Annotated in this window: 23 protein-coding genes; 3 read left to right on the top strand and 20 right to left on the bottom strand. The window is 60.2% G+C overall.

Features of this window, described 5'->3' with window-relative positions; all coding sequences use genetic code 11:
• Positions 1 to 21: 21 nt before the first annotated feature.
• From CXF97_RS05405 to CXF97_RS05345, 13 genes are all read right to left on the bottom strand, one after another.
• Positions 22 to 651 carry a bifunctional 2-polyprenyl-6-hydroxyphenol methylase/3-demethylubiquinol 3-O-methyltransferase UbiG gene (locus tag CXF97_RS05405; RefSeq protein ID WP_101156914.1) on the bottom strand — a complete coding sequence of 210 codons (630 nt, stop codon included), beginning with the start codon at positions 649 to 651 and terminating at the stop codon, positions 22 to 24.
• 104 nt (positions 652 to 755) lie between these two features.
• Positions 756 to 1,112: a DUF6124 family protein gene (locus CXF97_RS05400; protein ID WP_042608557.1), complete on the bottom strand. Its 357-nt coding sequence runs from the start codon at positions 1,110 to 1,112 to the stop codon at positions 756 to 758.
• Positions 1,113 to 1,523: 411 nt separating this feature from the next.
• The gene (locus CXF97_RS05395) at positions 1,524 to 2,168 is read right to left on the bottom strand and encodes a methionine ABC transporter permease (protein ID WP_101156912.1); all 645 of its coding nucleotides are present in this window, start codon (positions 2,166 to 2,168) and stop codon (positions 1,524 to 1,526) included.
• Positions 2,158 to 3,279: a methionine ABC transporter ATP-binding protein gene (locus tag CXF97_RS05390; RefSeq protein ID WP_101156910.1), complete on the bottom strand. Its 1,122-nt coding sequence runs from the start codon at positions 3,277 to 3,279 to the stop codon at positions 2,158 to 2,160. The genes CXF97_RS05395 and CXF97_RS05390 overlap by 11 nt, the downstream gene beginning before the upstream one ends.
• A gap of 2 nt (positions 3,280 to 3,281) precedes the next feature.
• Positions 3,282 to 4,091, bottom strand: coding sequence for a MetQ/NlpA family ABC transporter substrate-binding protein (locus CXF97_RS05385; protein WP_101156908.1), 810 nt, complete (start codon positions 4,089 to 4,091; stop codon positions 3,282 to 3,284).
• Positions 4,092 to 4,210: 119 nt separating this feature from the next.
• Positions 4,211 to 5,569 carry an LLM class flavin-dependent oxidoreductase gene (locus CXF97_RS05380; RefSeq protein ID WP_101156906.1) on the bottom strand — a complete coding sequence of 453 codons (1,359 nt, stop codon included), beginning with the start codon at positions 5,567 to 5,569 and terminating at the stop codon, positions 4,211 to 4,213.
• Positions 5,569 to 6,762 (bottom strand): SfnB family sulfur acquisition oxidoreductase, encoded by a 1,194-nt coding sequence (locus tag CXF97_RS05375; RefSeq protein ID WP_101156904.1) that lies wholly within the window; start codon positions 6,760 to 6,762, stop codon positions 5,569 to 5,571. The genes CXF97_RS05380 and CXF97_RS05375 overlap by 1 nt, the downstream gene beginning before the upstream one ends.
• 26 nt (positions 6,763 to 6,788) lie before the next feature.
• Positions 6,789 to 8,030 (bottom strand): SfnB family sulfur acquisition oxidoreductase, encoded by a 1,242-nt coding sequence (locus CXF97_RS05370; protein ID WP_101156902.1) that lies wholly within the window; start codon positions 8,028 to 8,030, stop codon positions 6,789 to 6,791.
• A gap of 260 nt (positions 8,031 to 8,290) precedes the next feature.
• The gene (locus tag CXF97_RS05365) at positions 8,291 to 9,055 is read right to left on the bottom strand and encodes a hypothetical protein (RefSeq protein ID WP_101156900.1); all 765 of its coding nucleotides are present in this window, start codon (positions 9,053 to 9,055) and stop codon (positions 8,291 to 8,293) included.
• A 462-nt stretch (positions 9,056 to 9,517) separates the two neighbouring features.
• Positions 9,518 to 10,267, bottom strand: a complete 750-nt coding sequence (tcyN, locus tag CXF97_RS05360; RefSeq protein ID WP_101156898.1) for an L-cystine ABC transporter ATP-binding protein TcyN — start codon at positions 10,265 to 10,267, stop codon at positions 9,518 to 9,520.
• A 4-nt stretch (positions 10,268 to 10,271) separates the two neighbouring features.
• A complete protein-coding gene (gene tcyL, locus CXF97_RS05355) occupies positions 10,272 to 10,994 on the bottom strand; it encodes a cystine ABC transporter permease (protein ID WP_256589696.1) in 723 nt (240 codons plus the stop codon).
• Positions 10,994 to 11,794: a cystine ABC transporter substrate-binding protein gene (tcyJ, locus tag CXF97_RS05350; protein ID WP_101156896.1), complete on the bottom strand. Its 801-nt coding sequence runs from the start codon at positions 11,792 to 11,794 to the stop codon at positions 10,994 to 10,996. Before tcyJ ends, tcyL begins: the two co-directional genes overlap by 1 nt.
• Positions 11,795 to 12,100: 306 nt before the next feature.
• Positions 12,101 to 13,093: a D-cysteine desulfhydrase gene (locus CXF97_RS05345; RefSeq protein ID WP_101156894.1), complete on the bottom strand. Its 993-nt coding sequence runs from the start codon at positions 13,091 to 13,093 to the stop codon at positions 12,101 to 12,103.
• 190 nt (positions 13,094 to 13,283) lie between these two features.
• Between CXF97_RS05345 and epsC the strand changes: the two genes are divergently transcribed.
• The 3 genes from epsC to mgrA all read left to right on the top strand — a co-directional run bounded on the left by epsC (position 13,284) and on the right by mgrA (position 17,797).
• The gene (gene epsC, locus CXF97_RS05340; RefSeq protein WP_101156892.1) at positions 13,284 to 14,210 is read left to right on the top strand and encodes a serine O-acetyltransferase EpsC; all 927 of its coding nucleotides are present in this window, start codon (positions 13,284 to 13,286) and stop codon (positions 14,208 to 14,210) included.
• Positions 14,211 to 14,617: 407 nt separating this feature from the next.
• A complete protein-coding gene (betT, locus tag CXF97_RS05335) occupies positions 14,618 to 16,579 on the top strand; it encodes a choline transporter BetT (protein WP_160768576.1) in 1,962 nt (653 codons plus the stop codon).
• Between the two features lie 180 nt (positions 16,580 to 16,759).
• On the top strand, positions 16,760 to 17,797 hold the full coding sequence (gene mgrA, locus CXF97_RS05330; RefSeq protein WP_101156888.1) for an L-glyceraldehyde 3-phosphate reductase: 1,038 nt from the start codon (positions 16,760 to 16,762) through the stop codon (positions 17,795 to 17,797).
• A 49-nt stretch (positions 17,798 to 17,846) separates the two neighbouring features.
• On the opposite strand, the gene tauD is transcribed toward mgrA, so the two are convergent.
• The 7 genes from tauD to CXF97_RS05285 all read right to left on the bottom strand — a co-directional run bounded on the left by tauD (position 17,847) and on the right by CXF97_RS05285 (position 26,315).
• Complete coding sequence (gene tauD / locus CXF97_RS05325; protein WP_101156886.1) at positions 17,847 to 18,689, bottom strand: taurine dioxygenase; 843 nt, start codon at positions 18,687 to 18,689, stop codon at positions 17,847 to 17,849.
• 141 nt (positions 18,690 to 18,830) lie between these two features.
• Positions 18,831 to 19,664: a taurine ABC transporter permease TauC gene (tauC, locus tag CXF97_RS05320; RefSeq protein WP_101156884.1), complete on the bottom strand. Its 834-nt coding sequence runs from the start codon at positions 19,662 to 19,664 to the stop codon at positions 18,831 to 18,833.
• Positions 19,661 to 20,455, bottom strand: a complete 795-nt coding sequence (gene tauB / locus CXF97_RS05315; RefSeq protein ID WP_101156882.1) for a taurine ABC transporter ATP-binding subunit — start codon at positions 20,453 to 20,455, stop codon at positions 19,661 to 19,663. The genes tauC and tauB overlap by 4 nt, the downstream gene beginning before the upstream one ends.
• Before the next feature lie 16 nt (positions 20,456 to 20,471).
• Complete coding sequence (gene tauA / locus CXF97_RS05310; protein WP_101156880.1) at positions 20,472 to 21,449, bottom strand: taurine ABC transporter substrate-binding protein; 978 nt, start codon at positions 21,447 to 21,449, stop codon at positions 20,472 to 20,474.
• 257 nt (positions 21,450 to 21,706) lie between these two features.
• Positions 21,707 to 23,290: a glutamate--cysteine ligase gene (gene gshA, locus CXF97_RS05300; protein WP_101156876.1), complete on the bottom strand. Its 1,584-nt coding sequence runs from the start codon at positions 23,288 to 23,290 to the stop codon at positions 21,707 to 21,709.
• A 317-nt stretch (positions 23,291 to 23,607) separates the two neighbouring features.
• Entirely contained in the window at positions 23,608 to 23,991 is a 384-nt protein-coding gene (locus CXF97_RS05290; RefSeq protein ID WP_024011182.1) for a PaaI family thioesterase, read from the bottom strand.
• Positions 23,991 to 26,315 (bottom strand): Tex family protein, encoded by a 2,325-nt coding sequence (locus CXF97_RS05285; protein ID WP_101156871.1) that lies wholly within the window; start codon positions 26,313 to 26,315, stop codon positions 23,991 to 23,993. The genes CXF97_RS05290 and CXF97_RS05285 overlap by 1 nt, the downstream gene beginning before the upstream one ends.
• Positions 26,316 to 26,317 lie beyond the last annotated feature (2 nt).

Here is a 26,317-nt window from a genome sequence, read left to right as displayed (position 1 = left end):
AAGGCTGCGATCTTTTGATCTTCAATCAACTCGACGCCACACGCTCGCCAGCCACGGCTGCTGCTCGCGCGGCAACCCGGCGGGTCGGTAATAGTGCTCAAGCTCGACAAAGCCTGCCGCTGTCAGCAAAGCGCGCCAGGCGTCGAGATCGTGGTACGAGCCATAACGCGGCCCATTCCACCCTTCGCGGTTGTCCCCGCGCGGATTGGAGCTGAACAACACGCCGCCCGGTTTCAAGGTGCCGTGCAATTGCTGCAACACGTGCGGCAATACCTGCAACGGCACATGAAACAGCACGGCATTGGCGAAAATCCCGTCAAAGCGTTCCGCCGGCAGATCAAGCTTGAGAAAGTCCTGCTGCCAGACTTCGCAGCCGCTGTCCTCGCGGGCCATGCGCGCAAACTCCTGCGAGCCATCGAGGCCGATCGCGACGTGGCCCATGCGCGTGAACGTCTGCAGGTCCCGCCCGGGGCCGCAGCCGAAATCGAGAATCGTCAACGGCGAATCAGCCTGAATGTGGCGCAGCAAAGCCTCGATATTCTGGCTGACATCGTGGTCGCGAGTGCCCTCACGGAAATCCTCGGCCACTGAGTTGTAATGACCAAGGGTCGTGGCGGTGATCTGTTCGAGGTCGCTGGGCGTCTGTTTCATGGTCGATGCTGTATGGCGATGAGAGAGCGGACTATAAGCTTTTTCGCGGGCAAAAAAACGCCGCCTGCGCTGGTGCCAGTGCAGGCGGCCATGAGTGCCAGACTTCAGAGCTGCTTGGCTCCCAGGCAATCGATCGAACGGTCCATCATCGCTTTGGCCATCTCCAGCAGATGCCAGACCGAGAACACCATGGCTCGATCCGCGCCCCCAAGCTGGTCACCGCATTGATGGACGGTCACCGAGGCGCAGCGCAGCAGGTCGGCGACGTACAACTGCGCGTCTTCCAGCGTCACATCTTCGCTGATGCTGTAGACGCGTTTCTGTCCCGCCAACGTGACCTGAGTGCCGGCCAGATGCGAATCAACGGCGCGGCACAGTGCAGAGCGGTCCTTGAGCAAATCCTCGGTGAACCGCTTGCTGGAGGTAAGGCTGAGTGGCGGATCGGCAAGATTTTTTTCCATGGGTAAACTCCTGACTTCAAGTGGGAGCCAACCATTTCGCGAGTAAACGAGCAGGACGGCGGCTGCACGTGGATCAGTCGCCGGCCGCCGGTCATCGCGCACCCGAAAGTGCCCTGCATGCAGCCAACATCGGACAGCTAACGCCTCTGCCGAGGTCAGGCCTGACTGCACGCCCAGCGAATCCGGACAACTGAATCCGGTCACCGCAAAACAGTGACGACCGGAGATTAGCTACAGGGTATTTCGGGTACAAGCGGGCAAATCATTCTAGGAATCGTCCTGCAAAGCCGCGTGGTTCGGGCTGGCGAAACGATAAAATTTGCGTAGGAAACATCTGATTTTCGCTAAGGGCATTGCCCAAAAAACTGCAATCACATGGGCTTGGTTGATGGCCACCTGCCGCTATCGACCTTAGCGCTTATTCAGCCCCCGCGCCAGCCTGTCGCCACCCAACTGAATTACCGCCACCAACGCCACCAGCAAGACAATCACCGTCAACATGATCTGGCTGTCGAAGCGCTGATAGCCGTAGCGGTAAGCGATATCCCCCAGCCCGCCCGCACCAATTGCACCGGCCATGGCGGATGAATTGATCATTGTCACCAGAGTGATGGTGAAGCCCCCGACGATTCCAGGCAGCGCCTCGGGCAACAGCACATGCCAGACGATATGCCAGCGTCGGCAACCCATCGCCTGTGCGGCTTCGATCAGGCCATGATCGACCTCGCGCAGGCTGACTTCGGCGATCCGCGCAAAAAACGGCGTTGCCGCGATTGTCAGCGGCACCACCGCGGCCCACACGCCATAGGTCGTGCCGACGATCAAACGAGTGAACGGAATCAGCGCGACCATCAGAATCAGAAACGGGATCGAGCGAAACAGATTGACGAAGGCGCCCAAGGCCCGGTTCAACACCGGCGCTTCATAGATCCCGCTCTTGTCGCTGGTGACCAGAATCACCGCCATGGGAATGCCCGCCAGCAGCGCGATCAGCGACGACACGCCAACCATCAGGAAGGTGTCGATAAAACCCTGCAGCAAGCGATCAAACCACATAACCCAAGACCTCGACCCGTTGCGCCCATTGTCCGGCGCGTTCACGCAATTGTTCGGTGCTCAAAGCCGAGCCGCTGACGGCCAGCAACAGCTGCCCCAGCGCATGACCCTGAATCCGTTCCACACCGCCCTGAAGCAGCTTCACTCGGCCACCCAATGCCGCGAACAACGCGGCCAGATCCGGTTCATCAGCGGCGCTGCCGGTGAACTGCAAACGCAATACAGCAGCGGCATCAGAAACCGTTGATTGCGCCTGCAAACGGCTTTGCAGTTCTTCCGGCAAGGCGTGTTGCAGCGGCGCGAGCAGGGTCTGGCTGACTGCGTGTTGCGGATTGCCGAACACTTGCCACACCGGCCCTTGCTCGACCACATGGCCATGCTCAAGCACGACGACGCGGTCACAGATCTCGCGGATCACCGCCATTTCGTGAGTGATCAGCACAATGGTCAGACCCAGGCGTTTGTTGATCTCGCGCAGCAGGCCGAGGATCGACTGCGTGGTTTCCGGGTCGAGCGCCGATGTCGCTTCATCGCAGAGCAGAATGTCCGGGCCATGCACCAAGGCGCGGGCGATACCGACACGCTGTTTTTGCCCACCGGAGAGTTGTGCCGGATAGGCTGTGTGCTTGCTTTGCAGGCCGACCAGCTCTAGCAGTTCGCGAACCTTGTTCTCACGCTGTTCCTTCGGCACACCGGCCACTTTCAGCGGTAATTCGACGTTCTGCCAGACAGTCTTGGCCGACATCAGATTGAAGTGCTGGAAGATCATGCCGATGCGCCGACGCAATGCGACGAGACGGTCTTCGTCGAATCCGCCGATGTCGACCTGATCGATGAGCACACGGCCCGAAGTCGGTTGCTCAAGACGATTGATCGTACGGATCAACGACGACTTGCCGGCGCCGCTGCGACCGATGATGCCGAACACTTCACCGCGCTGAATCGCCAGGTCGACGCCCTGCAACGCTGCGACCGGGCCTTGCCGGCCGTTGTAGGTTTTGCCCACGCCGATAAAGCGTACGTGGGCGCGATTCAGCTCGGGGTGCAGCTCGGTTTTTTCAGCGTTGTGTGGCTCTGGAAGCTCCAGTCGCCGTTGGATGGCGGCAGTCATGTTCAGCTTTCCCAACCGGCCTGGTAGAGCTTGCCGTGGGCCTTGTCCAGCGCCGCACGAACCGCCGGCGAGTGCTGATAGATGTCGACGAACTCGATCAGGCGCGGGTCGGTTTTGCTCTTCGGCTGGATGACGAACTGGATCACGTATTCCTTGTGATCGAGACCGTCGAACAGCAGCGCCGAGCCGGCATCGAACGTCTTCGCCAGACGAATATAGGCCGGGTAACCCTGAACCAGGTCGGCGTCGTCGTAAGCGCGCACCAGTTGCACGGCTTCGACCTGAAGGATCCTGATGTTCTTCGGATTGGCGACGATGTCGTCCTCGGTGGCCTTGTAGCCTACACCCGGTTTCAGGGTGATCAACCCGGCCTTGGCGAGCAATTGCAGGCCGCGACCGCTGTTGATCGGGTCGTTGGCGATGGCAACGCTGGCGCCTTCGGGCAGCTCATCGAAGCTTTTGTACTTCTTGGAATACAGGCCGACGTTGTTGATGATTCCCGGGGCGAACGGCACCAGATCAAAACCTGACGCGGCTTTGGCGTTCTCCAGGAACGGGATGTGCTGGAAATAATTCACGTCGATGTCGCCAGCGGCGAGGCTGACGTTGGGCGCGATCCAGTCGGTGAATTCCACAAGTTCGACTTTCAGGCCTTGCCTGGAGGCTTCTTCGACGGCGGCTTCCAGCGGAATCGCAAACGCTGCGGTGGTGCCGATTTTCAGCGGCGCATCGCCAGCAAACACCGCCGAGCTGAACAGGCCGAAGGCCAGGGCCAGTGCTTTGACTGGGTGGGACAGGATTTTTCTGGTCATGGTGGTTTTTCCAGTCAGTGCATAAATTTTGGGTGTCTGGTCGGGCCTCTTCGCGAGCAGGCCCGCTCCCACATTTTGGAATGCATAGCCCTGTGGGAGCAGGCTTGCTCGCGAAGCTTTTAGCGACGAAACGCGGAGCCGGTGTGTTGCTCGGGTAACTGCGCCTCACCGTGAAACAACTTCTCGCGCAAGGTCCCGCGGTCATACGCGGTTTTGTACGAACCGCGCCGCTGCAGCTCTGGAATCACCAGTTCGATGAAATCGACATAGCTTTGCGGCGTGATGATGCGGGTCAGGTTGAAGCCATCCAGCCCGGTTTCGGCGATCCACGATTCCAGTTCATCCGCCACTTGCTCGGGCGAGCCGACCACGGTGATGTAGCGGCCACCGAGGGCGTGCTGGTCGAGCAATTTGCGCCGGGTCCAGTCGTTGTTCTGCAGGGTTTTCGTCGCCGATTGAATGGCGTTGCTCTTCACGTACTGGATCGGTTCGTCGATTTCGTACTGGGCAAAGTCGATACCGGTGGACGCGGAAAAATGCGCCACGCCGGCTTCGGCGCTGGCGTAGCTGAGGTACTCGGCATGCTTGGCCCACGCCGCTGCTTCAGTGGTGCCGACGATCACATTGAGGCCCATGAACACCTTGATGTCTTGAGGATTGCGCCCCGCTTCAACGGCGCTGGCACGGACCTTGTCGACCTGCACCTTGGTCGACGGTTTGTTCTGGCCGCTGATGAATACGCACTCGGCGTGACGCCCGGCAAACAGCAATCCACGATCGGAAGTGCCGGCCTGAAACAACACCGGCGTACGCTGCGGTGAAGGCTCGCAGAGGTGATAGCCCTCGACCTGATAGAACTCGCCCTTGTGCTCGACCTTGTGGACTTTCTCCGGATTGGCGTAGATGCGCTTCTCGCGGTCGTTGAGCACCGCGCCGTCCTCCCAGCTGCCTTCCCAGAGCTTGTACAGCACCTGCAGATATTCTTCGGCCTGGTCGTAGCGGCGGTCATGTTCGACCTGTTCACGCAGACCCATGGCCTTGGCGGCGCTGTCCAGGTAACCGGTGACAATGTTCCAGCCGACCCGGCCACGGCTCAGATGATCAAGCGTCGACATGCGTCGGGCAAACAGGTACGGCGGCTCGTAAGTGAGATTGGCGGTGAGGCCGAAGCCGAGGTTTTTGGTCACTGCAGCCATTGCCGACACCAGCAGCAACGGGTCGTTGACCGGCAACTGGATCGACTCTTTCAGCGTGACGTCCACCGAGTCCTGATAAACATCGTAGACGCCGACGATGTCGGCGATGAACAAGCCATCGAACAGCCCGCGCTCCAGCAATTGCGCCAGTTCCGTCCAATATTCGATGGTGTTGTAGCGCGTCGAGGTGTCGCGCGGATGCGTCCATAAACCGTGGTTGATGTGGCCGATGCAGTTCATGTTGAACGCGTTGAGCAGGATCTTCTTTTTCGCAGCGCCCATCAGATCGTCCCTCGCAGCGGAGGGTTTTCATCGTTGAGGTAGTAATTGCCCACCGCGTGATACTTCCAGCGCACCGGGTCGTGCAACGTGTGCACGCGAGCGTTGCGCCAGTGGCGGTCGAGGCCGTGTTCGGCGAGGGTGGCCTGGCTGCCGGCCAGTTCGAACAAAGTGCTGCCCGCCGCCAGAGAGGTTTCCGTGCTGATCGCGCGTGCTTCGGCGACCGCGATCGAGGCCGCTGCAACAGTTTCGGCAGTGGTGTCAGCCTGTGCGGCGTCGAGAATTTCGCCGGCGCGTTCAAGCAGGGCTTCGGTGGCGTGGAGGCGGATACTCAGGTGGCCGAAGCTTTTCAGCGTCAGCGGATCTTCGGTGGCCTTGTCATTGCCGGAATCGATCCACGGACGGGTTTTGCTGCGCACGAAATGCAGAGCGTCTTCGTAAGCGGCGCGGGCGATCCCGGTGTCGATAGCGGCGTGAAGAATTTGTGCCAGCGGGCCGACCGTGGTCGGCCGTTCGAAAGCACTTTGAAACGGCAGCACGTCTTCAGCCCCGACATAGACGTCTTCGAACACCACCGAACCGCTGCCGGTGGTGCGCTGGCCAAAGCCGCTCCAGTCGTCGATCACGGTCAGACCTTTGCTGTTGCGGGGGACGAACGCGAGTTGCTGTACGCCGTTTTCATCGACCACCGACGTCGGAATGCGCTGCGCGTAAATCGCTCCGGTCGAGTAGAACTTGCGACCGTTGATGCGATAACCAGCGCCGTCGCGGGTGAGACGGGTGACGCGGTCGTGAGCGGTTTTGGTACCCAGCTCCGCCAGTGCATTGCCGAAGCGTTGGCCGGCGAGGGCCTCGGCGTACAAACGCTGTTTCTGTTCATCGCTGCCATTCACGCGCAGTACTTGCAGTGCGTAGAAATGGTTCTGCGGAATCTGCCCCAGCGAGCCGTCGGCCTGCGCAATCAGAGCAATGACCTTGGCCAGGGTGACGTTGGATACGTCCGCGCCGCCGTATTTTTTTGGCACGCTGATACCCCACAGGCCAGAGCGGGAAAACACTTCCAGTTCCGCCAAGGGCAGGCGGCGTTCGCGGTCGCGGATCGCGCTGTCGCGTTTGAAGTCTTCGGCCAGGTCGCTGGCAACAATCAGGGCTTGCTCATCGCTGGTGATGACCGCGACGTGATGGGAAAGCGTCATGTTTTTCCTCCAGATGTCTGGTCGTCTCAGATCCAGGAATGGCGAGCCGGCAAGGTGCCGTTCAGGCGATAGGCGCCGACCGCGTGATACTTCCAGCGCACCGGGTCGTGCAGGGTGTGCACGCGGGCGTTGCGCCAATGACGGTCGAGATTGAATTCGGCGAGGGTCGCGCGGCTGCCGGCCAGTTCGAAGAGCTTCTCGCTGGCCAGCAGCGAGATCTCGGTGGTCAGCACTTTCGCCTCAGCCACGGCGATCGAAGCGCGTGCGGCGGATTCGGCGGTCAGCGGCGCGGCGTGGACCTGATCGAGGACTTTGCCGGCCTTGCGCAGCAGCGCTTCGGCGGCGTGCAGTTCGATTTTCAGTTTGCCGATATCGGCGATCACGTAGAGGTCATCGCTGGCGCGCTCGACCTTGGCATCGATCCATGGTCGCGCGCGGGTTTTGACGAATTCGATGGCGTCGTCAATGGCGCCACGGGCGATGCCGGCGTCGATCGCCGCTTGAATCAGCTGCGACACTGCGCCTTGGGTATTCGGCTTCTCGTTGATCTTCCAGTTGTCGATGACCAGGCTCGACTCGACGCGCACGTTGTTCAGCAGGATCGTGCCGCTGGCGGTGGTGCGCTGGCCGAAGCCCGACCAGTCATCGACGATGCGCAAACCGGGGGTGCCGCGACGAACAAAAGCCAGTACCTGCTTGCCCTCATCATTGAGCGCTTTCACCGCGACCCAGTGTGCAAACAGCGCGCCGGTGGAGTAGAACTTCTGGCCGTTGATCAGGTAACCGTCGCCATCGGCGGTGATTCGCGCTTTGAGTTCCAACGTGTTTTTTGTGCCGCGTTCCGGGCCGGCATTACCGATGCGCCAGCCTTCCAGAACACTCTGGAACAACTGCTTTTTCTGTGCTTCGGTGGCGCTGCCGAGCACCAGATTGATGATGCCGAACTGGTTCTGTGGAATCTGCCCGAGCGCCGGGTCGGCGGCGGAAATGATCGCGAAGACTTCGGCCAGCGTGACGAAGGAAACCTGCGGGCCTCCGTATTCACGCGGGATGGCAATGCTACCGAGTCCGCTGCGGGTGAATTGTTCGATTTCCGACCACGGCAGTTTTCGCTGGCGGTCGCGTTTGGCCGCCTGCATGCGGGCCGCTTGCGCCAGCTCATGGGCGGCCTTGATGGCTTGCGCGTCGTTGCGCAGTACTTGCGCGGGCAACAACAGTGGGGCGATATCCAGATCGGACTGCACGTTTGCATCTGCAAGACTGGACATCAGTGCCGCTCCCTGGCTGCACGCAATGCCCTGGCGATCTGCACTGGGGTGATTGTGTTCCGGACCATACCTACCTCACATTTCAAGAAAAACGTCGCGAAGCGCGACGAATGAAAGAATGTCCGGTGGTCCGGTGCATATACCCTAAGCGCGTATAAAAATTAAATAAACTAACTTTTAGGAATATGTATAGAAGGCGGGATGTTCGGGCTGGTCATCGTGTGCAAGTGAGAGGACGTGCCTCTCACCCCGACCGGAACTCATTTGGCGCGCGTTTCGGCGGCCTTGAATTCGGGCTTCAATGGGACTTTCACATATGAATTCACACAACCGATTTTCAACGTACGCGGCGGCGCCCAGCGTGAATTGTTGCCGACCCGATCGAGGATGCAGTACGTCACATCCAGCCGCAGGTCTTCGCCTGCTTCGACAATCACCGCCGGTGGCACCCAGACCTGAATCGGCAGCCCGACATCGGCGGCCGTAATCGGCGCCAGGTCCATGCGTGTATCGCCCCAGCGCAACGTGATGGCGTCGTCTTCGGCCATGTTCAGATAAGGCTCGATGGTCAGCGGTACGCCGCGTTTGATCTGGCTGGGGTTCACGCCCTGACGGCGGATCGCTTCGGGGATGACCACGGGCGCCAGTCGCTGGTTTTCGTCTTCGCATTGCGCTGTGGGCTGACCACCCGGGCAATCGAGTTTGACCTGCACCCGGGTCGCGGCCGACAACGCCGGGCCCTGGCCGACCTGCATCACCCGGTAGTGAATGCGCGCGGTGCCGTTAGTGATGAAACTCTCCGGTACGCGCAGGCTGACCGAGTCGCCCACATCGGCCGCGCTCAGGACTTTTGACGCGACATAACATTTGTTCCAGAACAGTTCGATCAGGTCGCCAACGTCCATGTCGGGATAGGGCGACACATCGATCAGCAGGTGGGCCGCTGTCGCCAGGTTGATGCCGGTTTTTTGTGCGCATACCAGCGTTGGCGCTGCAAGTTCGGGGGTGTGCGAAATGCGGGTCATCGGTTTCTCTCCTTGAAGTCTCGCAGCGAAATCCGTTTCTGGAAAACAAAAGGCGCGAATCAACTGGCAATAAAAGGACCAGTATTTACTCAGCATTAGTGCGGATTGTTTGAACTAAGTAGCGCCGGTTGCCGACTAGATAAAAGTCTGCGGAGAGGGGTGTCAATAGAAGGGATTAGTTAATCTGTGAATTACAGGTTAATCAGAAAGTTCCTACGTCACTGAGGTATTAAGCCTAGGCGCAGTAGTAAAGAGGGCTACAGGAAAACGCCGATTCGGCCGCATTTTTTAAGGGTTTGAACTTGGGCAAGCGTGTGTGGATGTGTGAGCGTTCATGGATGAGTGGAACCATTGCGCAATGTATATCCGCGCACTGAGTAACAAATGTTCAAACGATTCGAGTAATAGGAGAAAGGCGTAACTTCCATCCGTGGAAGTTGGCCAGGATTGCACCGGTAGTTCTCAGGCGTGGTTGAGAAACTTGCTAAGAAACTGTTGAGTGCGTTCTTCTTTCGGATTGGCAAAAAGTGCTTTTGCTTCACCTTGCTCGACAATGACGCCCTTGTCGAAAAACACCACGCGATTGGCCACGTCACGGGCAAAGCCCATCTCGTGAGTGACAATCACCATGGTGCGATTTTCTTCGGCAAGACCGCGAATGGTCGCCAGCACTTCGCCGACCAGTTCCGGGTCGAGTGCCGAGGTCGGCTCGTCGAACAGAATCACTTCCGGCTCCATCGCCAGCGCCCGGGCAATCGCCACGCGCTGTTGCTGCCCACCGGAGAGACGACGCGGATAAGCGTCTTCCTTGCCCGCCAGGCCGACTTTGGTCAGCAGCTTTTTGCCCAGGGCAATCGCTTGATCGCGAGGCATCTTCTTGACCACGATCGGGCCTTCTATGACGTTTTCCAGGGCGGTGCGATGGGGGAACAGATTGAAGTTCTGGAACACGAAGCCGACGTGTTGGCGCAAGTTGCGCACCAGACCCTGCTGCTGGTTCAGCGGGCGGCGGGTATCGATTTCGATATCGCCGACCTTGATCCGGCCGCTGGTGGGTTCTTCAAGGAAATTCAGGCAGCGCAGGAACGTCGTTTTTCCCGAGCCACTGGGGCCGATGATCGCGACGACTTCGCCCTCCTTTACCTCAAGGTCGATGCCATTGAGCACGACCTGACCCTTGAATTGCTTGGTCAGTTTTTCCACGACAATCATCGGATCAGGACTCCTGGTCATGCCGATTGACACGCTCTTCCAACTTGTTCTGGAAGTGCGAAAGCACCGTGGCCAGAATCCAGTAGATCAGTGCGGCGGCAAGATACATGGTGAAGACTTCGAAAGTCCGGGCGGTGATCAGCTGAGCCTGACGGAACAGCTCCGGCACCTGAATGGTCGCGGCCAGCGCCGTGTCCTTGACCAGCGAAATAAAGCTGTTGCCCAGCGGCGGCAACGCCGTGCGCATCGCTTGCGGCAGGATGGCCCGGCGCAGGGTCTGCGCGCGGGTCATGCCGATACTCGCAGCGGCTTCCCATTGACCGCGTTCGATCGAACCGATCGCAGCTCGCAGGATTTCACAGGCGTAGGCGGCCATGTTCAGCGAAAAGCCGATCAGCGCTGCCGGCAAGGGATCAAGCTCCATGCCCAGTTGCGGCAAGCCGTAATAAATGACGAACAGTTGCACCAGCAGCGGCGTGCCGCGAAAGAACGACACATAAACGCGAGCTAGCCAACTCAGCAGCTTGAACCGCGACAGGCGCATCAGCGCCAGAGCGAAGCCCAGCGCCAATCCGAAAAACATACCGCCGAGGCTGAGAACGACTGTGAAATACGCGCCCTTTAGCAGAAAGGGCGCGGAGTTCACGAGCAGGGCTGTGGTTTCGGCGATCTGCTGGCTCAACTGTGGGAAGTCCAGTCCGAATCCGAATTGAAAACCAGCTTCCATTATTTAGTGACGTCTGCGTTGAAGTATTTCTTCGACAGTTTTTCAAGGGTACCGTCAGCACGCAGTTCGTCGAGTGCCTTGTTCACCGCAGCCAGCAATTCAGGCTCGCCTTTGCGCAGGGCGATGCCGGACTCCTGACGGGAGAAAGCTTCACCGGCAGCGACAGTTTTTGGCGCTTTCTTGGCGTACTCAAGTGCGGCCAGACGATCGATAAGGATGGCGTCGATACGGCCGTTGTTGAGGTCGGCGAACTTGGTCGGATCATCGTCGTATGTACGCACGTCTGCACCCGGCACGTTGGCGCGAACCCATTGTTCGTAGTTGGTGCCCAGGCCTACACCGACCTTCTTGCCGGACAGGTCGGCGGCGGTCTTGATGTTCAGGGCCGACTCTTTGCTTTTCAGCACGAGAGCCTGAATGCCGGAGACGGTGTACGGTTCGGAGAAGTCATACTTCTTCTTGCGCTCGTCGGAGATGGTGACCTGGTTGACCACCAAGTCCAGACGCTTGGACTCCAGCGCGGCGAGGATGCCGTCCCATTTGGTTGGCTGGATCTTGGTCTTGACCCCGAGTTTTTGCGCCAGCGCTTCGGACAGCTCGACTTCGAAACCGGACAGCTTGCCGTTCTCGTCAACGAAACTGAACGGTGGATAAGTGCCTTCCAGGCCGACGTTGAGAACGCCTTTGTCCTTGATCTGTTGCAGCTGCTCGCCGGCCACTGCCTGACCGATCAGGCCGGCGCTCAGGGCCAGACCCAGCGAACCGACCAGCAGAGTGCGACGTAGTGCGGAAAAATTCATGACAAGCCCCTGTGTTTTCTTATGGAAGACGCTTAAGGAAATGTAGGCAAATGGGTGATTTGAACGACAGCGCTATCCTGCCTTAAAGCAGCTTATGCGTCTCGCCCGAAATTCGCCTGCGGCGAGACTATATGATGTCGTTTATAGACTTGAAAATACTCAATATCAAAACTGTTATTCCTTTCTTGCATAAGGATCGTTCCCCCGATCGGCGTGGGAATGCTTCAAGGCACGCCACGTTCCAGCTCTGGAAGGGATGCAGAGCGTCCCGGGCTGCATTCCCACGCGGAGCGTGGGAACGATCAGTTACAGGAAATCCTTGTAAGCAAACAACGCCGGCGCGCCACCGGTGTGCAGGAAGATGATCGGGCCGTTATCGAAGCGCTGCCGGCCAATGCCGTCGAGCAGACCGGCCATCGCCTTGCCGGTGTAGACCGGGTCAAGCAAGAGACCTTCCTGACCCGCCAACAGTTTCACCGCCGCCAGTGTGCCGGCATTCGGTTCGCCATAACGCGGGCCGAAATATTCATCCCACAGCTCGACCTTGAAGTTGCCCGGCACCTCGACGCCAAGCAGCTCTGCCGTGCGCTCGGCCAAACCCTGCACCTTCGGCCGCTGATCTTCTTCACTGCGCGAAACCGTGACGCCAATCACAGGCAGTTGCGGCAGCGCCTCACTCAGCGCCAGCGCCAGACCACTGTGAGTCCCGGCACTGCCAGACGCCAGCACGACTGCGGCGAAATCGAGGCCACTGTCCTTGATCTGCTCAGCCAACTCCAGCCCGGCGCGCACATAACCCAAAGCACCGAGCGCATTGGAGCCGCCAATCGGCACCAGATACGGCTTCTTGCCGTTGCTGCGCAAACGCGCGGCGAGGGCGGCCAGTTGTTCGTCGGCATTGTCGAGGTTGTCGACCATCTCGACCCTGGTATCGAACAGATCGAGCAGCAGCCGGTTGCCGTTACCGGTGTAATTGCCGTCGTCCGTGCCCAGCGGGTTTTCCAGCAGCGCCACACAACCGAGACCGAGCCTGGCGGCCAGCGCAGCGGTCTGACGAACGTGGTTCGATTGCAGCGCACCGGCGGTAATCAACGTGTCGGCGCCCTGCGCGAGCGCATCAGCGGCAAGGTATTCGAGTTTGCGCAGCTTGTTGCCGCCCATGGCCAGCGGCGTCAGGTCATCGCGCTTGATGTACACCTCGCGGCCGAGCCAGGCGGACAAGCGTTCGAGTTTTTCCAGTGGCGTGGGATGGCTCAGCAGGTCGAGACGGGTAAAGCGTTGCAGCTGTTGTTTGATCATGAGTCTGTACTGGCGCAAAAGAATGAGAGGACTATAGGCACGCGTTTTTACCCGGGCAACCGCCAATCGCTTATAGCCAAATGGACTGAGGCCAGCACTATCGGTTCTTAATTCGTCGGCCAGGGCATGCCGTAAAGTAGGCGCCGTTGACGCGGCCAGACAGTCCGGCCGCCCGTGAGGAGTCTTTACCGTGAGCGAGCGTTCCAGCCATTGGCAATTGCAGACCGTCGTCAGCCAACTGCGTAGCGCACGGGATCAGTGGCGTGCACAGAATGGTCGGGCTTCAGGAGAGCAGGGTGGCCGCGAATTGCCGTCCCGGGCGGCGATGGCGCAAATCCTTGAGGCGTTGTGCGGCGCGCTGTTCCCGATGCGTTTGGGGCCAGTTGATCTACGTGAAGAAAGTGAAGATTTCTACGTCGGGCACACGCTCGATGTTGCGCTGAATGCTTTGTTGGCACAGACGCGCCTGGAGCTGCGTTACGTCGCTCGACACAGCGCGCAGGATGACAGTGAAGTCGAGGCTCGGGCCATTCGGATCGTGCAGGATTTTGCCTTGGCCTTGCCGGGGTTGCGCACACTGCTCGATACCGATGTGCTGGCGGCTTACCACGGCGACCCGGCGGCGCGCAGTGTTGATGAGGTGCTGCTGTGCTATCCGGGCATTCTTGCGGTGATTCACCACCGCTTGGCGCACCATTTATACCGTGCCGGTTTGCCTTTGCTGGCGCGGATAAGCGCGGAGATCGCCCACTCGGCGACGGGCATCGATATCCACCCTGGCGCGCAGATCGGCCGCAGTTTTTTTATCGATCACGGCACCGGCGTAGTAATTGGCGAAACCGCGATCATTGGCGAGCGCGTGCGCATTTATCAGGCCGTCACGTTGGGCGCCAAGCGGTTCCCGGCCGATGAGGACGGGCAATTGCAGAAGGGCCATCCGCGCCACCCGATCGTCGAAGACGATGTGGTGATTTATGCCGGAGCGACGATTCTGGGGCGGATCACCATCGGCAAGGGATCGACCATTGGCGGCAACGTGTGGCTGACGCGCAGCGTGCCGGCGGGGGCGAATCTGACCCAGGCGAATCTGCAGCATGATGACGGGACGCAAAAATAGCCTGCAAACATGCGACCTGTAGGAGCTGACGAGTGAAACGAGGCTGCAATCTTTTGATCTTTGCTTTTAAACATCAAGATCAAAAGATCGTCCGAACGCGGCCCGAGCCTTCGGCAGCTCCTACAGGTTCGGGCATCAGGCATTTTGCTGTTGAACAAATCCCCTCAGACCCGCGTCATATCCCTCCTTGGGCGCTGTAGGAAACCTACCGCCCAGCCCTGCGATTAGTCCTTACCACCGCATTCATGTTTAACTTGAACGTTCATTCAAGTTAAACCGGTGGTTCGCTGCCCGCTCACAACAGGAGGCTTGCCTTTGCTGAGTCCGATCATTTCAGCCACGTTTCAACCCCTCGAGGTGCACGTTTCATGAGTGCATCGTCTCCCCCCGCCAGCGGTCTGGTGCGCATGAATCCGCCGGTGTTCTACTTCGCCGCGACGGTCATTTTGCTGTTTGGTCTTGTCGTCATCGCCATCCCCGAGCAGGCCGGCGCCTGGTTGCTGGAAGCGCAAAACTGGGCGGCCAATACGGTCGGCTGGTACTACATGCTCGCGATGACCCTGTATCTGGTCTTCGTGGTGGTCACCGCCTTATCCGGCTACGGCAAGATAAAACTCGGTGCCGACCACGACGAGCCCGAATTCAGTTACCTGTCCTGGGCCGGCATGCTGTTCGCCGCCGGGATCAGCATCACGCTGTTCTTCTTCTGCGTCTCCGAACCGCTGACGCACATGCTGCAGCCGCCGCAGGGCGAGGCCGGCACGGCTGATGCCGCGCGGCAAGCGATGCAGATTCTGTTTCTGCACTGGGGTCTGCATGGCTGGGGCGTGTTCGCCTTCGTCGGCATGGCGCTCGCCTATTTCGCTTACCGTCACAACCTGCCGCTGGCGCTACGCTCGGCGCTGTATCCGCTGATCGGCAAACGCATCAACGGCCCGATCGGCTACGCGGTCGATGGCTTCGGCATCATCGCCACGGTGTTCGGCCTCGGTGCCGACATGGGCTTCGGCGTGCTGCACCTCAATTCCGGTCTCGACTATCTATTCGGTATCGCTCATACCCAGTGGATTCAGGTCGGCCTGATCACCCTGATGATGGGCGCGGCGATCATCGTTGCCGTCTCCGGCGTCGATAAAGGCGTGCGGGTGATGTCCGATATCAACATGCTGCTGGCCTGCGGGTTGCTGCTGTTCGTGTTGTTTGCCGGACCCACGCAGCACCTGCTCAATACGCTGATCCAGAACGTTGGCGACTACCTCGGCGCCCTGCCGATGAAGAGTTTCGACCTCTACGCCTATGACAAGCCGAGCGACTGGCTGGGTGGCTGGACAGTGTTCTACTGGGCCTGGTGGATTGCATGGTCGCCGTTCGTGGGCCTGTTCATCGCACGGATTTCCCGTGGTCGCACCATTCGTGAATTCGTCTTCGGCGTGCTGTTGATTCCGCTCGGCTTCACCCTGGCGTGGATGTCGATTTTCGGTAACAGCGCCCTCGATCAAGTCCTCAATCACGGCATGAGCGCACTGGGCATGTCGGCCATCGACAATCCGTCGATGAGCATTTATCTGTTGCTGGAAACCTATCCGTGGAGCAAAACCGTCATCGCCGTGACGGTGTTCATCAGCTTCGTGTTCTTCGTCACCTCGGCGGACTCCGGCACCGTCGTGCTCTCGACCCTGTCGGCCAAGGGCGGTAACCCGGATGAAGACGGGCCGAAATGGCTGCGGGTGTTCTGGGGCGCGATGACTGCACTGATCACCAGTGCGCTGCTGTTCTCCGGCAGCATCGATGCACTCAAGTCAGCGGTTGTCCTCACGTCGTTGCCGTTCTCGTTGATTCTGCTGCTGATGATGTGGGGCCTGCACAAGGCGTTCTATCTGGAATCGCAGAAGCAGATCGCGCAGCTGCATTCGCTGGCGCCGGTGTCCGGTTCACGGCGCGGCACTGGCGGCTGGCGCCAGCGCCTGAGTCAGGCCGTGCACTTCCCGTCGCGCGACGAGGTGTATCGCTTCATGGAAAGCACGGTGCGCCCGGCGATCGAGGAAGTGACCGCCGTGTTCGTCGAAAAAGGTCTGCACGTGGTCACCCAGCCGGATCCGGCGCATGACAACGTCAGCCTGGAAATCGGTCATGGCGAGCAACATCCATTCATCTATCAAGTGCAGATGCGCGGCTACTTCACGCCATCGTTCGCGCGCGGAGGCATGGGTTCGAAACAACTCAACAACCGCCGCTACTACCGCGCCGAAGTGCATTTGAGCGAGGGCAGTCAGGACTACGATCTGGTCGGCTACACCAAAGAGCAGATCATCAACGACATCCTCGACCAGTACGAACGGCACATGCAGTTCCTGCATCTGGTGCGTTGATCGGCGGCTGAGCGCCGGGTCTTTTCAAGGCTCGGCGCTCAAAGCGAACGCGCGTCCCTTTCGGCAGTTTTGTGAAACGTTTCAGCTATTGATCGAGTCTTTATTTTTCAGCGCACTCGTCGGCGTATGCTGGGCTCCTCGCAACGCCGTCGATACCTGAAACTGACAAGAGAGCATTCGATGACTTACACCGCTGCCGAAAACCGCTACGACTCCATCCCCTACCGCCGCGTTGGCCGCAGCGGTCTGGTGCTGCCAGCGCTGTCGCTGGGCCTTTGGCACAACTTTGGCGACAGCACGCCGATCGATACACAGCGCGCGTTGCTGCGCACCGCGTTCGATCTGGGCATCAACCATTTCGACCTCACCAACAACTACGGCCCGCCGTACGGCAGCGCCGAAATCAATTTCGGCCGCCTGCTGCGCGAGGACTTCAAGCAGTATCGCGACGAGCTGATCATCTCCAGCAAGGCTGGCTGGGACATGTGGCCCGGCCCTTATGGCCAGGGCGGTGGGTCGCGCAAATACGTGCTGGCCAGTCTCGACCAGAGCCTGCAACGCTTGGGTCTGGATTACGTGGATATCTTCTATTCGCACCGCTTCGACCCGGACACCCCGCTGGAAGAAACCGCCAGCGCTCTCGCCACTGCAGTGCAACAGGGCAAGGCTTTGTACATCGGTATCTCGTCCTACTCAGGGGTGAAAACGCGCGAAATGGCCGCGCTGCTGAAAGAGTGGAAAGTGCCGCTGCTGATTCATCAACCGGCGTATAACCTGCTCAATCGCTGGGTAGAGAAGGATCTGCTCGATACCACCGATGAACTCGGCACGGGCGTGATTGCCTTTACGCCGCTGGCGCAGGGCTTGCTCACCGACAAATACCTCAACGGCGTGCCGGCCGATGCGCGAGTCAATCGCCCGGGCGGCGGTTCGTTGCAGGCTTCGCACTTGTCCGAGGCCAACATCGCTCACGTGCGAGCGTTGAACGAGATTGCCCAGCGTCGCGGGCAGAGCCTGGCGCAATTGGCACTGGCGTGGACGCTGCGTGATCCGCGGGTGACTTCGGCATTGATCGGCGCGAGCCGGCCGGAGCAGATTATCGAGAACGTTGGCGCGTTGAAGAATCTGAGTTTCAGTGCCGAAGAGCTGGCGGAGATTGACCGGTTTGCCCAGGAGGGCGGGATCAATCTTTGGGAGAAGCCTTCGACGGCGGAGTAAGCCTTCCGAAGACTGATCGTTCCCACGCAGAGCGTGGGAACGATCAGGCTCAGCGAAAGAACGGCACATCCCCCAACACCGTCGCCCGCTGCATCACCCGCCGCGCCGGGCGGTAGTCGTCCACTGCGTAATGCTGGGTCACGCGGTTATCCCAGAAGGCGATGTCGTCCTTCTGCCAGCGCCAGCGAATGGTGAACTCCGGCCGCGTTGCATGGGCGAACAGAAACTTCAGGATGGCCTCGCTCTCGGTTTCCGACAGCTCGTTGATCTTCGAGGTAAATCCTTCATTGACGAACAACGACCGTCGCCCACTGACCGGATGCGTACGTATCACCGGGTGCGACAGCGGTGGATTCTTGCGCCGCGCTTCTTCCCACTGCGCCAGCGCCTCGGGCGTGTTGCCGTAGCGCTCCAGCGGAAACGAGCGGGTGAAATCGTGGGTCGCGGTCAGGCCTTCCAGCAGGTTTTTCATTGGCGCCGACAACGCTTCATACGCCGCAATCCCGCTGGCCCACAACGTGTCGCCACCGAACTCCGGCAACAACTTGGCGCTGAGCACGGCGCCCATCGCTGGCGTCGGCAGGAAGGTCACGTCGGTGTGCCAGATCGCGTTGTCACGTACGTCGGTGACTGCGGTGTCGAGGATCAGAACTTCCGGTTGTTCCGGCACGTTCGGGTAGATCGGGTGAATGTGCAGGTCGCCGAAATAATGCGCGAAACGTGCCTGCTGCGCCGGCTCGATCGGCTGGTTGCGAAAGAACAGCACCTGATAGTTGAGCAGCGCCTGCTCGATGGCATCGCGGTGTTCCAGGCTCAGCGGCTGGCTGATATCGAGGCCGCTGATCTGCGCGCCGAGGGCCGAGCTTAACGGGGTGATGTTGAGGCTGCTCATGGTCTTTCTCTTCAATTCGGTGAGACCACCCTTTGTAGGAGCTGCCGAAGGCTGCGATCTTTTGATCTTGCTTTTTAAGAAGATCAAGATCAAAAGATCGCAGCCTTCGGCAGCTCCTACAGGGGGGATTCAAAAGATGTTTTAGTGCGCCTGGCCGTGCCATGGCACGAGTTTGCGCTGCAGGGCGCGCAGGCCCATTTCCATGGCGAAGGCGATCAGGGCGATGACCAGAATCCCCAGCACCACCACATCGGTCACCAGGAACTGCGCAGCCGACTGCACCATGAAACCGAGGCCGCTGGTGGCCGCGATCAATTCGGCAGCGACCAGCGTCGACCAGCCAACCCCCAGACCAATGCGCACGCCAGTGAGAATGTCCGGCAACGCGCTTGGCAAAATCACATGACGAATCAATTGCGCGCGTGTCGCGCCTAACGACTGCGCCGCACGCAGTTTTGCCGGATCAACGGTGCGCACGCCCGTAGCGGTGGCGATGGCAATCGGCGCGAAAATCGCCAGATAGATCAGCAGCACTTTCGACAACTCGCCAATGCCGCACCAGATCACGATCAGCGGCAGATAGGCCAGCGGTGGAATAGGGCGGTAGAACTCGATCAGCGGGTCGAGCACACCACGGGCGATGCGGTTGGCGCCGATGGCAATGCCCACCGGTACGGCGGTCAGAATCGCAAAAGCGAGACCCAGACCAATGCGGCTCAGGCTGGCACCCAAGTGCTGCCACAGCGTCGAATCCATGTATCCCGAAGTCGCCAACAGCCAGCCCTTTTGCAGCACGGCGGCGGGTGGCGGCAGGAACAACGGTTCGATCAAACCAGTGGCCGTCACGGCCCACCAGATCGCCAACAAGGCGAACAAGGTCAACAGGCTGATCCAGCGCGTGCTGAGGCTGCGGCCCACCGGGATGCTCACCGAAGATGTTTTCACCGCCGCAGCGGAAACGTCGTAACTGCTCATGCGCGCTCCTGCCGGGTTACGGCGCTGCGTTGCGAGAAGACTCTGCTCAGCACGTGCTCGCGGGTTTCGATAAACCGCGGATCGGATTTGATCGCACGGGCCGACTCCCCAGCGGCATAACGCTGGCCGAAGTTCAGCTGCAGGCGCTCGACGATCTGCCCCGGATTCGGCGCCAGCAGGATCAGATCCGTAGCGAGGAACACCGCTTCTTCAATGTCGTGGGTAATCAGGAAAACCGGCTTGGCCGTGCGTTGCCAGACTTGCAGCAACAGCTCCTGCATCTGTTCGCGAGTAAATGCATCAAGCGCACCGAACGGCTCATCCATCAGTAGCACGCGCGGGTCGGCGGCGAGGGCGCGGGCGAGGCCGACGCGTTGTTTCTGACCGCCGGAAAGTTGCCAGATGCGCCGGTCTTCGAAGCCAGCGAGATCGACCAGTGCGAGCATTTCACGGGCGCGCTGTTCGCGTTTTTCCTTGCTGGCACCGGCCAGTTCGAGGCCGAAGGCGACGTTGGCCAATACATCTTGCCAAGGCAGTAAAGCGTCATCCTGAAACACCACGCCACGTTCGGCGCTCGGGCCTTTGACCGGCACGCCGTCGAGGGTGATGCGCCCGGCGCTCGGTTCGACGAAACCGGCAATCAGGTTCAACAGCGAAGTCTTGCCGCTGCCGGACGGACCGAGGGCGACCAGCAACTGCTGCGGCCCCAGGGTCAGAGAAATATCCGCCAGCACCGGCTCCGGGCTGCCCGGGTACTGTGCGCTGATGCGCTCCAGCTGTAGCAAGGCCATCGCTGTTATCTCCCGATCAGTTGGTGATGTATTTGGCGCTGACGTATGGCGCGTAGTCCGGCAGCACGGCGTCGACCTTGCCCTGCTCCTTGAGGAACGCGGCGGTGTCGGTGATGGCTTTGGTGGTCGGCGCGCCAAGGTCGCTGACCTGATCAGCCGCCAGCGGGTAGACGTTGCCCTGCAGCAGCAATGGGATGTCGCTGGCTTTGGCGCCAGACAGCTTCACCAGTTTGTCGACGTTGCTCTGGTTGGCCAGCCAGGCCTGCGGATCCTTGCGGTAAGCGGCGTAGGCGTCGAGGGTGACCTTGGCGAATGCGGTGACGATTTGCGGATGCTTCTCGGCGAAGTCCTTGCGCACGATCCACGCATCGAAGGTCGGCGCGCCGAACTTGGCCAGTTCGCCGGAGGTGATCAGCACTTTGCCGTTTTCCTTGGCCACGCCCAGTGCCGGATCCCAAACGTAAGTGGCGTCGATATCGCCGCGTTTCCATGCGGCGATGATCGCTGGCGGCGCGAGGTTGAGAACGGTGACTTTCGACGGATCGATGTTCCAGTGCTTGAGCGCGGCGAGCAGGCTGTAGTGCCCCGTGGACACAAACGGCACGGCGATTTTCTTGCCGATCAGATCCTGCGGAGTCTTGATGCCGGAACCTTCACGCGCGACCAGTGCTTCAGCGGCGCCGATCTGCGTGGCAATCAGGAAGGTTTCGACCGGCACTTTGCGGGTGATCGCGGCGGTCAACGGGCTCGAACCGAGATAGCCGATCTGCACATCGCCGGACGCGATGGCGGCAATGATGTCGGCACCGTTATCGAATTTGCGCCAGCTGATATCGGCCTTGGTGGCTTTCTCGTAAGCGCCGTCGGCCTGAGCGACTTTGGCCGGGTCGACGGTAGTCTGGTAGGCGACAGTGAGATCGGCAGCCTGGGCCAGGAAGCTTGCAGCGGCCAGTGAGGCGGCGGCGAGCAGGCGAAGCGGGGAATTCAGTTTCAAGTGAGAGCTCCAGATCAGGCGACCGAGTGTCGGCGTGAAAGGAGACTAAATGATCTAAGAATCGAAAAATAAATAACTTTTTCGAATGAGCTTATGAGCGGAAAAATCTAAGACAGGAGAGGATGTGAGCCTTTGACTGATCGTTCCCATGCTCTGCGTGGTAACGCCTCAAGGGACGCTCTGCGTCCAAAGTGACGCGGAGCGTCACAGGCTGCATTCCCACGCAGAGCGTGGGAACGATCAAAGGATGTTCTATATCAATTGCTGATGGCGAGGATGCTCGCCTGATACGCGCCGACAAACACATCAAAATCGCCGACCTCGTTCTGCTCAAGCTCGGCCTGCTGCGCCAGCGACGAGCGCGCCACTTCCTCGAACTTCGCCTGCTCATCCGCCGGCAACGGCTCGCTGCGGAAGAACTCGGCATGGGCCTGGCTCTGCCGCAGCGAGAACTGCGCAAAGCTTTCCTTGTGCTCGGCCATCGCCGCCAGTACCTGCGCCGACGGTGTCAGGGACGGATCGCTGACTTTCGCCAGTTGCGCATCCAGCGCCTGGCTGTGCGCATCGCCGCCGTGGCTCTGATCGAGCAGCGCAGCCAGCGGAGCGATTTGCTCAAGCAGTTCGCCAGCCCAGGTCTTCATTTCGACCGCTTGGCCGTCGCGCTGCAATTGCAGTCCCGGACGGCGGCCTTCCTTGACCACGCTGAGGAAGTTCGAAGTGGCGTTGCCGCACGAAGTATTGGTCAGCAACGGGCTGTCGTTCAACGCGCAGTACAGCAGGAACGCGTCGAGGAAGCGCGACTCGGTGAGGTCGATGCCCATTGGCAGGAACGGATTGATGTCCAGGCAACGCACTTCGACATATTGAATGCCGCGCGCCATCAAGGCCTGGATCGGCCGCTCGCCGGTGTAAGTCACGCGTTTCGGGCGGATGTTGGAGTAGTACTCGTTTTCGATCTGCAGGATATTGGTGTTGAGCTGCACCCACTCGCCATCCTTGTGCGTGCCGACTTCAACGTACGGCGCGTATGGCGTGGCCACGGCTTTGCGCAGGCTGTCGGTGTAGCTCGCCAGATCGTTGTAGCACGGCGTCAGGCCGGCCTGGGCGTTGCTCTGGTAACCGAGGTCGCTCATGCGCAGGCTGGTCGCGTACGGCAGATACAGCGTGTCCGGATCGAGCTGTTCGAGCTGATGCGAACGCCCGCGCAGGAAACCCGCATCCAGCGCCGGCGAAGCACCGAACAGGTACATCAGCAGCCAGCTGTAGCGGCGGAAGTTGCGGATCAGGGCGATGTAGGACACCGACTGGAAATCGCGGTCAGTGCCGACGAAACCTTCGGCCTCACGCAGTAGCGGCCAGAGCTGTTCCGGCAGCGAGAAGTTGTAGTGAATCCCGGCGATGCACTGCATGGTCTTGCCGTAACGCAGGGCCAGGCCCTTGCGGTAAACGTACTTGAGCTGACCGATGTTGGAGGTGCCGTAATAGGCGATCGGGATGTCTTCCTCGGCCGGCAACGGGCACGGCATCGACGGGCTCCACAGGTACTCGCTGCCGAGTTTGCTGTAGGCAAAGCGGTGGATCTTGTCCAGGCTCGCCAGTGTGTCGGCAGGATCCGGCAGGGCAGGCGTGATGAATTCCAGCAGCGACTCGGAGTAGTCGGTGGTGATCTGTTCGTTGGTCAGCGCGGAACCCAGGGCTTCGGGGTGCGGCGTTTGCGCCAGGCGACCTTCACTGGTCACGCGCAGGCATTCACGTTCGATACCGTGCAGGCACTGCTTGAGCAGAGAGAGGTTGGCGCGCTCGCCGAGCAGAGCCAGGCGGCGGTTGAGAAGTTCGCTCAATTTGGATTCCTTCACGCGTCAGTCGCCCCAATATGGGGGTGGGCAGGACGGTCTACAAGGGTGAAGTTGAAACTGGCGTTATCGCCTGGTTTTTTGGACTGGAATAGTCCTTTCGAACCGCCTACTTCAATCCCTGAATCTGGCAGACGCACGCGAAGATCATGCAGTACCTGTGGGAGCGGGCTTGCCCGCGAAGAGGGAGTGTCAGTCAATATCAAGTCATCTGACACACCGCCCTCGCGAGCAAGCCCGCTCCCACAGAAAAGCTCGACGCTGCGATCACAGCGCCGAAATTAACTCAAAATGATGAACAACATCTACAAGACAGCGAAGGTGCCTTGCGCTTTTGCGACCAGTTTGTCGCCCTGCATCACCTCGGCTTCGACCACCAGCGTACGACGGCCCGGGTGGATCACCCGCGCCGTGCACAGCACCTCACCGTCGGAGACGGCGCGGATGTAGTTGATCTTGCATTCGATGGTCGCGCTCTGCTGATCAAAGCCATGGCTGCTGGAACACGCCAGGCCCATGGCAATATCGACCAGACTGAACAGCGCGCCACCGTGCAGCTTGCCGCCACGGTTGCGCAGCTCGGGCTCAAGCGCCAGGGCGACTTGCGCCACCCCGGTCTCGAGACTGTGCAGGCGGCAGCCCAACAGCTTGAAAAAGGCGCTCTCGACGAGCCCGGCCGGCATGTCCATCAGCGTTTCTTCAATTGCTTGGCGTTGGCAAACAACGAGGCCATTGCGTTGTTCACCGGCGCGGCGGTAGCGGTTTCCTTGCGCGGCGCGTTGCCGGAAGACTGGCGCGGTGCCGAGCCTGGACGCGAGCCACGGGCGCCGTCGACCTTCTCGCCCGGGGTGTCGCTCATGCGCATCGACAGGCCGACGCGTTTGCGCGGGATGTCGACCTCCATGACCTTCACTTTCACCACGTCACCGGCCTTGACCGCTTCGCGTGGGTCCTTGATGAACTTCTCCGACAGCGCCGAGATGTGCACCAGACCGTCCTGGTGCACGCCGATGTCGACGAACGCACCGAACGCCGTAACGTTGGTGACCACGCCTTCAAGGATCATTCCCAGTTGCAGATCCTTGAGGTCCTCGACGCCTTCCTGGAACTCGGCGGTTTTGAACTCCGGACGCGGGTCGCGACCGGGCTTTTCCAGTTCCTGGAGAATATCGGTGACGGTCGGCAGACCGAAGGTTTCGTCGGTGAATTTCTTCGGATCCAGGCGCTTGAGAAACGCCGCATCGCCAATCAGCGAACGAATGTCACGGTCGGTTTCAGCGGCAATGCGCTGCACCAGCGGATAGGCTTCCGGGTGCACCGCCGAGGAATCCAGCGGATTGTCGCCGTTCATCACGCGCAGGAAACCGGCAGCCTGTTCGAAGGTTTTCTCGCCCAGACGCGCGACTTTCTTCAGCGCCGCACGGGTCTTGAACGCGCCGTGTTCGTCACGGTGAGCAACGATGTTTTGCGCCAATGTGGCGTTGAGGCCGGAGATCCGCGCCAGCAGTGCCACGGAGGCGGTGTTCACATCGACACCGACGGCGTTCACGCAATCCTCGACCACGGTATCAAGACCCCGCGCCAGTTTCAGCTGCGAGACATCGTGTTGGTATTGGCCGACGCCGATGGATTTCGGGTCGATTTTTACCAGTTCGGCCAGCGGATCCTGCAGGCGACGGGCGATCGACACGGCGCCACGGATCGACACGTCCAGATCCGGAAATTCCTTGGCCGCCAGTTCCGATGCCGAGTACACCGATGCGCCGGCTTCGGACACCATGACCTTGGTCATTTTCATTGCTGGATATTTTTTGATCAGCTCGATCGCCAGTTTGTCGGTCTCGCGGCTGGCGGTGCCGTTGCCGATGGCGATCAGGTCCACCGAATGCTTGGCGCACAGCGCAGCGAGAATGGCGATGGTCTGGTCCCATTTGTTGTGCGGCACGTGCGGGTAAACCGTGGCGTGGTCGAGCAGCTTGCCGGTCGAATCGACTACCGCCACTTTGCAGCCAGTGCGCAGGCCCGGGTCGAGGCCCAAAGTGGCGCGCGGGCCGGCCGGTGCGGCCAGCAGCAAGTCGTGCAGGTTGTGCGCGAAAACGTTGATCGCTTCGGTTTCGGCGCCATCGCGCAGCTCGCCGAGCAGGTCGGTTTCCAGGTGCGTGTAGAGCTTGACCTTCCAGGTCCAGCGCACCACTTCACTGAGCCACTTGTCCGCAGGGCGGTTCTGGTTCTGGATGCCGAATTGCTGGCCGATCATGCCTTCGCACGGATGCATGGTGCCCGGTAGCTCGTCGCCGACCTTCAGCGCGGAGCTGAGAATGCCTTCGTTGCGGCCACGGAAAATCGCTAGGGCACGGTGCGACGGCATGCTTTTCAGCGGCTCGTCGTGTTCGAAGTAATCGCGGAACTTGGCGCCTTCCTCTTCCTTGCCGGCAATGACGCGGGCACTGAGGGTGGCTTCCTGTTTCAGGTAGTTACGCAATTTTTCCAGCAGGCTGGCGTCTTCGGCGAAACGCTCCATGAGGATGTACTTGGCGCCTTCCAGCGCAGCCTTGACGTCCGCCACGCCTTTTTCCGCATCGACGAAGCGCGCGGCTTCGGTTTCCGGCGACAGGTTCGGGTCGTTGAACAAGCCGTCGGCCAGTTCGCCGAGGCCGGCTTCGAGGGCGATCTGGCCCTTGGTGCGGCGCTTCTGCTTGTACGGCAGGTACAAGTCTTCCAGACGGGTTTTGGTGTCGGCGAGCTTGATGTCGCGCTCGAGAGCGGGGGTGAGCTTGCCTTGCTCCTCGATGCTGGCGAGGATGCTGATACGCCGTTCGTCGAGTTCTCGCAGGTAGCGCAGGCGCTCTTCCAGATGACGCAGTTGGGTGTCGTCGAGGCTGCCGGTGACTTCTTTTCGGTAACGGGCGATGAAGGGAACGGTAGAGCCTTCATCGAGTAGCGCGACGGCCGCTTCGACCTGTTGTGGGCGTACGCCGAGTTCCTCGGCGATGCGGCTGTTGATGCTGTCCATAA

It is taken from the genome of Pseudomonas sp. Choline-02u-1 (assembly GCF_002836515.1).
GTDB lineage: Bacteria > Pseudomonadota > Gammaproteobacteria > Pseudomonadales > Pseudomonadaceae > Aquipseudomonas.
Note: the sequence above shows the minus strand (reverse complement) of the source record. Positions and strands in the feature narration are given on the sequence as shown.

Excerpts from the sequence above, each read along its gene's own strand:
- CXF97_RS05405 (WP_101156914.1), bottom strand. The coding sequence starts at position 651 with ATGAAACAGACGCCCAGCGACCTCGAACAGATCACCGCCACGACCCTT.
- CXF97_RS05400 (WP_042608557.1), bottom strand. The coding sequence starts at position 1,112 with ATGGAAAAAAATCTTGCCGATCCGCCACTCAGCCTTACCTCCAGCAAG.
- CXF97_RS05395 (WP_101156912.1), bottom strand. The coding sequence starts at position 2,168 with ATGTGGTTTGATCGCTTGCTGCAGGGTTTTATCGACACCTTCCTGATG.
- CXF97_RS05390 (WP_101156910.1), bottom strand. The coding sequence starts at position 3,279 with ATGACTGCCGCCATCCAACGGCGACTGGAGCTTCCAGAGCCACACAAC.
- CXF97_RS05385 (WP_101156908.1), bottom strand. The coding sequence starts at position 4,091 with ATGACCAGAAAAATCCTGTCCCACCCAGTCAAAGCACTGGCCCTGGCC.
- CXF97_RS05380 (WP_101156906.1), bottom strand. The coding sequence starts at position 5,569 with ATGGGCGCTGCGAAAAAGAAGATCCTGCTCAACGCGTTCAACATGAAC.
- CXF97_RS05375 (WP_101156904.1), bottom strand. The coding sequence starts at position 6,762 with ATGACGCTTTCCCATCACGTCGCGGTCATCACCAGCGATGAGCAAGCC.
- CXF97_RS05370 (WP_101156902.1), bottom strand. The coding sequence starts at position 8,030 with ATGTCCAGTCTTGCAGATGCAAACGTGCAGTCCGATCTGGATATCGCC.
- CXF97_RS05365 (WP_101156900.1), bottom strand. The coding sequence starts at position 9,055 with ATGACCCGCATTTCGCACACCCCCGAACTTGCAGCGCCAACGCTGGTA.
- tcyN (WP_101156898.1), bottom strand. The coding sequence starts at position 10,267 with ATGATTGTCGTGGAAAAACTGACCAAGCAATTCAAGGGTCAGGTCGTG.
- tcyL (WP_256589696.1), bottom strand. The coding sequence starts at position 10,994 with ATGGAAGCTGGTTTTCAATTCGGATTCGGACTGGACTTCCCACAGTTG.
- tcyJ (WP_101156896.1), bottom strand. The coding sequence starts at position 11,794 with ATGAATTTTTCCGCACTACGTCGCACTCTGCTGGTCGGTTCGCTGGGT.
- CXF97_RS05345 (WP_101156894.1), bottom strand. The coding sequence starts at position 13,093 with ATGATCAAACAACAGCTGCAACGCTTTACCCGTCTCGACCTGCTGAGC.
- betT (WP_160768576.1), top strand. The coding sequence starts at position 14,618 with ATGAATCCGCCGGTGTTCTACTTCGCCGCGACGGTCATTTTGCTGTTT.
- mgrA (WP_101156888.1), top strand. The coding sequence starts at position 16,760 with ATGACTTACACCGCTGCCGAAAACCGCTACGACTCCATCCCCTACCGC.
- tauD (WP_101156886.1), bottom strand. The coding sequence starts at position 18,689 with ATGAGCAGCCTCAACATCACCCCGTTAAGCTCGGCCCTCGGCGCGCAG.
- tauC (WP_101156884.1), bottom strand. The coding sequence starts at position 19,664 with ATGAGCAGTTACGACGTTTCCGCTGCGGCGGTGAAAACATCTTCGGTG.
- tauB (WP_101156882.1), bottom strand. The coding sequence starts at position 20,455 with ATGGCCTTGCTACAGCTGGAGCGCATCAGCGCACAGTACCCGGGCAGC.
- CXF97_RS05290 (WP_024011182.1), bottom strand. The coding sequence starts at position 23,991 with ATGGACATGCCGGCCGGGCTCGTCGAGAGCGCCTTTTTCAAGCTGTTG.
- CXF97_RS05285 (WP_101156871.1), bottom strand. The coding sequence starts at position 26,315 with ATGGACAGCATCAACAGCCGCATCGCCGAGGAACTCGGCGTACGCCCA.